The sequence below is a fragment of the Actinoplanes sp. NPDC051633 genome, from assembly GCF_040681735.1.
Lineage (GTDB): Bacteria > Actinomycetota > Actinomycetes > Mycobacteriales > Micromonosporaceae > Actinoplanes.
The window spans coordinates 1-5,549 of the sequence record NZ_JBFAZH010000488.1 but is presented as its reverse complement, the minus strand read 5'-3'; the positions used below and the strand labels follow the sequence as shown (position 1 = coordinate 5,549).

Here is a 5,549-nt window from a genome sequence, read left to right as displayed (position 1 = left end):
CCGCGGGTCAGGTTGGGGGCGCACTTCACTGGGTTCCTCCGATCGGCCGCGAGGCGAGGAGGGCCGGCTGGTGGCGGCCGTCGAGCCGGTGCAGGCGCACACCGAGGTGGGCGCCGAGTCTCTGGATGCGGGCGACGGCGAGGCCGGCCGCGGCGGGTGAGGTGGCGGCGATCCGCAGCACGCCGTCGCCGGTCGAGCGGATCGCGATGGTCACTGCGGCGTCGCGGCCCTCAGCGAGGAGCCGGTCCAGCGTGGTCGTGGTCGCGCCGGCCACGCGCAGCGTCACCTGGGTGACAGGGCCGGATCGCCAGCTGCGCCAGTGCTCGCGGGACGGGCCGGCATGCGCCATCCCGGCCAGCATCGGCCGCAGCTCCACTGCGGACAGCGCGCCGAGGTCGTGGCCGCTCTTGCGGAGCCGCCGCAGCACGTTGCCGAGCGTGACGCGCAGGGTGTCGTCCTCGCCGAGGTCGGCGTCGCGCCGCACGCTGATCGCGAGCCAGCCGCCCGGCCGTGCCTGCCGCGGGCCGCGGTGAACGACCAGCTGCAGGTCGAGCTCCGGTCCGTCGGCGTCGGCTTCGACCTGGGGAAAGATCCACTTCTGGGTACGCGCGACGACCGTCAGGCCTTCCGCACCGGCCAGCACGCCCTCCGAGGTGATGGCCGTGCCCCGGGGCAGCGGCAGATGCTGACCGGCGTGCACGCGCCGCCGCGTGACGAAGCCAACCCAGGTCCCCGCCAACGAGGACAGCCACACGCCGCCGACCCGCACGGCACTGACCAGGAGCAGCCCGAGTGCGGCGCCACCGGCGATGACCCCGACCACCCAGCCGCGCCCGACGGCCACGAACCCCAGGACGACGGCCACCTGCCACACGGCGATCCGCAGGACCGGGACGGCCCGCGCGCCCGCGGCCGAGCCGGTGGCCGAAGGAAGCGGAGTGACGTCCACGCCGATGTCGAGTGTGGAGGGAGCAACCGGTTGCGGCGTGGGGGTCCGGCGGGCGGCGGTGACCACGAAGCGGGCCGTCGTCATACCGCCACCCGCCGCCGGGTGGTCGCGGTCACGGCCGCCGTCCGCAGCAGCGCTGCCGGATTGCCGCCGCAGCCGCGGATCGCCGAATCCGCGACGCCGCCGGCCGTGGCGAACAGCGCCGCCGCCGCGGCCGGCCCCAGCGGGCCGAGCGGCAACCGCGCCGCCCCGTCGACGTGCCCGCCGAGCCGGCGGGCGGTGATCAGCGTCAGCGTTCCCGCGCCGGCCGGCAGCAGCGGCCACACCTGGTCGCGCCCGTCCGCGTCGTCGAGGACCAGCAACACCCGCCGCTGGGCCACCTCCGATCGCCACAGCGCCGCCTTCTCGTCCAAATCGGACGGTATCGAGCCGGCGAGCACCCCGACACCGCGCAGCAGCCGGTCGAGCAGGGCGCCGGCGCCGAGCCGCATGCTGACGAAGAGCTGGCCGTCCGGGTGGGCCGGCGCGAGCGAGTGCGCCGCGTGCACGGCCAGCGCGGTCTTGCCGATGCCGGCCGGGCCCTCGATCACCACGACCTCCCGGCCCGCGCGCCGGATCCGGGTCAGCTCGGCCGTGCGCCCGATGAGCCGCACGTCGCGCGGCAGCTCCCGGCGGGTGGCGCCGCCCCCGAGCACCGCCCGTTGCGCGGCGGCCAGGGCCGGTCCGGGCGTGACGCCCAACTCGGCGTGCAGCACGTCGGCGGCGCGGCGGCACGCGATCAGCGCCTCGGTGCGCCGCCCCGACTCGTGCAGTGCGTGCGCCAGCTGGGCCCAGGCCGGCTCGCGCAGCGGCGCGTCGCCGGTGACGCGGCGCAGCGTACCCACCGCCTTGTCCTTCTGACCCAGCTCGAGCTGCAGGCGGGCGAGCTGCTCACGCAGCTGGAGCTGCAGCTCGTCCAGGCTCGCCGCGGCCGCGGCGGCGCTCTCCAGCCCGGAGAACGGGCGGCCGTGCCACAGCCCGAGCGCCTCCTCGACCAGCGGCAGCGCCGCCTCGGCGGCCAGGCCCCGCGCCGCCGCCGCCAGCTGCCGCGCCCGGTCCGCGTCCACCTCACCCGGCAGCACCCGCAGCCGGTAGGCGTCCGCGCGCCGCTCGATCCGGCTCGCACCGTCCAGATCGGGCAGCAGCCGGCGCAGCTGCCACACATACGTCTTCAGGTTGGACGAAGCGGACGCCGGCATGGCCGGTCCCGGCCACGTGGCGGCGAGCAGCTGGTCCACCGAGATCCAGGCGTTAGGCTGCTGCAGCAGTGTGGCCAGCACGGACGCCGGCTTGCCCGCGCCGAGCTGGTGCACCTCACCGGTGTGCACCTCGAGCGGTCCGAGAGTTCTGAAGAGCACCTGCATGGGAGCTACGATCCGCCGGCGTGCATGAGAATCCGATGACACGCGAAACCCTGCGGAGGCGGCGGTGCGGGTGATGGTTGTTGAGGACGACGAGAACCTGCGGCTCGCCGTGCGGATGGAGCTGGCCCGGGCCGGGCTGACCGTCGCCGAGGCCGGTGACATCGCGGGCGCGGACGAGATCCTGGCCGGCGGCGGGTTCGACTGTGTCGTCTTCGACCGGATGCTGCCCGACGGCGATGCCATCGACTACGTGCATCGGCGCAGGCAGGAGGGCTGGGCGGTGCCGGTGCTGTTCCTCACCGCCCGGGATTCGATCGCCGACCTGGTGGCCGGGTTCGAGCACGGCGGCGACGACTATCTGGTGAAGCCGTTCGCGACCGCGGAGATGACCGCGCGGGTGATGACGCTGAGCCGGCGCGCGGGCTCGGGCCGGCCCTCGGTGCTGCGCCACGACGACCTGGTGGTGGACTCGGCGCGTCGCCAGGTCCGCCGCGACGGCGTGCTGCTGAGCCTGACCGCGAAGGAGTTCGCCGTCCTGGAGCACCTGATGGCCCGGCCGGGCGTCGCGGTGAGCCGCACCGACCTGATCGAGCACTGCTGGGACTCGAGCACCGACCCGATGTCGAACGTGGTGGACGTGGTGATCCGGCGGCTGCGCGCCAAGCTGGGCGAGCCGGAGATCCTGCACACCGTGCGCGGGCGCGGCTACCGCATCGGCGGGGACCCGCAATGAGTGTGCTGGAACGGCTGCGCGGGCTGCCCGGTCAGCTCGCGTTGTGGGTGACGCTGTTCAGCGCGGTCGGCTACGTCGTGTGCGGCGCTTTCCTGATCCGCGGGGACACCGCGCGCCGTGAGATCGAGATGGACGGTGACCTGCGCCGGGTCACCTCCAGCATTCAGCGGCTGGTGCGCGAGGACGACGACGGCGTGCTCATCGTGACGGCCGCCAACGACGACGAGTTCAACACCGGCTGTCCCGAGTTCACGATCGTGCCCGGCCCGAACGACAAGTTCGCGGCCTACGTCAGCAGAGGACAGTGCGTCGACGTCGATCCCGGGATGCTCACCGCGTACGTCTACCAGGCGGTGGGTAACGGGCGGACCCAGAGCGGGTACGTGCGCGACACCGGCGACCGTCAGGTGCGCATCTTCGTCGAGCCGTTCCGCCACACCAACGGCCAGTACGCCGGCGCCGTGGTGGCGCTGATGAACCCGGCCGCTCAGCTCGCCGCCCACCGCTGGGCGACGCTGCTGGTGATCGGCGGGGGAGTGCTGCTGGTGGTGCTCGTCGGCGGGGCGTCGTACCTGCTGGCGAGCCGCGCGATCGGGCCCGCCGCGGGCGCGCTGGAGCAGCAGGAGTCGCTGCTCGCGGACACCGCGCACGACCTGCGTACCCCGGTCGCCGCGCTGCGCGCCCTCGCCGAGGCCGCGCTGGCCAACCCGGCGCAACGCACCGAGCTGCTGCCGCGCACGGTGGAGCTGGCCCGCCGGATGGGCACGATCATCGACGGTGTGCTGATGCGCGCCCGCCTGGCGGCCGGTGTGGACCCGCTGAAGCTGGAACCGGTCTGGCTGGACCAGCTCGTCACCACGGTGGTCGAGGAGACGCCGGCCGAGGACGCACGGATCACCGTGACCACCGCCCCGACGAAGGTGTCCGCCGACCCGGCGCTGATGCAGCGCGCGATCGGCAACCTGATCGACAACGCGATGCGGCACGGCCGGATCGAGGGCCGGCCGGCAGTGGTGCAGGTCACTGTCGCGGGTGGCCGCGTGATCGTCGCCGACCAGGGCCCGGGCATCGACCCGTCGGTGGCCAAGGAGCAGTTCGACCGATTTGCGAGCTCCGGCGGATCGAGCGGGCTCGGGCTGGCCATCGTCCGGTGGGTGGCGCAGGCGCACGGCGGCACGCTGCGGGTCTACAACGCCGACGGCGGCGGCGCGATCTTCGAGATGGCCTTGCCCGCCATCGAGAATTGAGCCGATCGATATCCGCAATGGACCGATCATGTATCACCGTCTTCTATGCTCGCTGGGTGAAGTGGAGCGGGGGGACGGGGAAGGGTCGGCTGCTGCGTGCGCTCCGGCCGCGGCGCGGGGGCCGGCTGCCGCTGGCGTTGCTCGCCGCGGCCTGCGCGATCGCCGTGACGGCGGCCGTGTCGGACGCCACCGCGGCCCCGCCCGGGCTGCGGTTCGCGCAGATCGGGCACTGGATCGCCAGCCCGTCGCAGGATTCCGTGTTCCACGTGAACGGTCCGTCCGGCTCGGTCGACGCCGAGGTCGAGGTGCAGGGGCTCGAGCAGGGCAGCGAGGTGGTCCAGGGCGACACCAGCGGATACGTGGTGGGCCGGTCGACGGTCACCGAGTTCGACAAGTCGTCGCTGTCGGTCGAGTCGACGATGAACCTGCCGACCGGCGAGGAGCCGGTGACCGTGGAGGCCAAGGGCGGGCCCTACCTGGTCTTCCGCGAGGCGGGCAACGTGGTGCGGCTGGGCGGCGGCGACCCGCGGACGATTCCCGCCGGCCGGGGCCTGGGCGTCCCGGTGGTGACCCCCGACGGCTCGCTCTGGCTGCAGCGTACGGACGGCAACGTCATCTGCGAGCTGGAGTTCGACGCCGACCGGGTGTCGTGCCCCGGCAACGCGCCGCCCGGGCACACCGGCGCGCTCACCGTGGTGGGCCGGCAGCCGGTCTTCGTGGACACCCAGAACGACACGCTGAACCCGGTCGAGGAGGGCGGGCTCGGCCGGCCCGTGAAGATCGGGGTGGACCTGCCCGCGAACGCGAGGATCGCCACCTCGGACGTGGACGGCCGGATCGCCGTGGTCGACGACTCGGCACGCACCCTGCACCTGGTCGACGGCGCGGGAGCGGCGGCCCCGCTCGAGGTGCCGCTGCCCGACGGCGAGTTCGACGCCCCGGCCGCCGGGCGCGGCTCGGTGGTGCTGCTCGACCGGCGCGGCAACAAGGTGCACACCTACGACGGGAAGGGCCGGCCGCAGCAGGTCACCGACGTGCGGCCGGAGGCCGGCGAGCCACACCTGAGCCGCGGCGAGGACCGGCGGGTCTACGTGGACGGTGGCGAGGGCAAGCACGTGCTGGTGGTCGGCGACGACGGCCGCGCCGCCCAGGTGCCGCTGGTGGCGACGCGCGACCAGGACCAGTCGCGGCCGCCGGTCCCGCCGCCGGCCGAGCCG

General features: G+C 74.3%; 5 protein-coding genes. 3 read left to right on the top strand and 2 right to left on the bottom strand.

The features are described 5' to 3' along the window. Positions 1 to 25 precede the first annotated feature (25 nt). Together AB0M20_RS24615 and AB0M20_RS24610 are read right to left on the bottom strand one after the other, a co-directional pair. Positions 26 to 1,033, bottom strand: a complete 1,008-nt coding sequence (locus AB0M20_RS24615) for a hypothetical protein (RefSeq protein ID WP_364301898.1) — start codon at positions 1,031 to 1,033, stop codon at positions 26 to 28. Next, complete coding sequence (locus AB0M20_RS24610; RefSeq protein WP_364301896.1) at positions 1,030 to 2,352, bottom strand: BTAD domain-containing putative transcriptional regulator; 1,323 nt, start codon at positions 2,350 to 2,352, stop codon at positions 1,030 to 1,032. The genes AB0M20_RS24615 and AB0M20_RS24610 overlap by 4 nt, the downstream gene beginning before the upstream one ends. A gap of 73 nt (positions 2,353 to 2,425) precedes the next feature. Between AB0M20_RS24610 and AB0M20_RS24605 the strand changes: the two genes are divergently transcribed. The 3 genes from AB0M20_RS24605 to AB0M20_RS24595 all read left to right on the top strand — a co-directional run. Continuing rightward, on the top strand, positions 2,426 to 3,085 hold the full coding sequence (locus AB0M20_RS24605; protein ID WP_364301894.1) for a response regulator transcription factor: 660 nt from the start codon (positions 2,426 to 2,428) through the stop codon (positions 3,083 to 3,085). Beyond that, the gene (locus tag AB0M20_RS24600; protein ID WP_364301892.1) at positions 3,082 to 4,332 is read left to right on the top strand and encodes a HAMP domain-containing sensor histidine kinase; all 1,251 of its coding nucleotides are present in this window, start codon (positions 3,082 to 3,084) and stop codon (positions 4,330 to 4,332) included. The genes AB0M20_RS24605 and AB0M20_RS24600 overlap by 4 nt, the downstream gene beginning before the upstream one ends. 56 nt (positions 4,333 to 4,388) lie before the next feature. Then, positions 4,389 to 5,549, top strand: a 1,161-nt coding sequence (locus AB0M20_RS24595; protein WP_364301890.1) for a hypothetical protein, incomplete at its 3' end; no start/stop codon positions are given.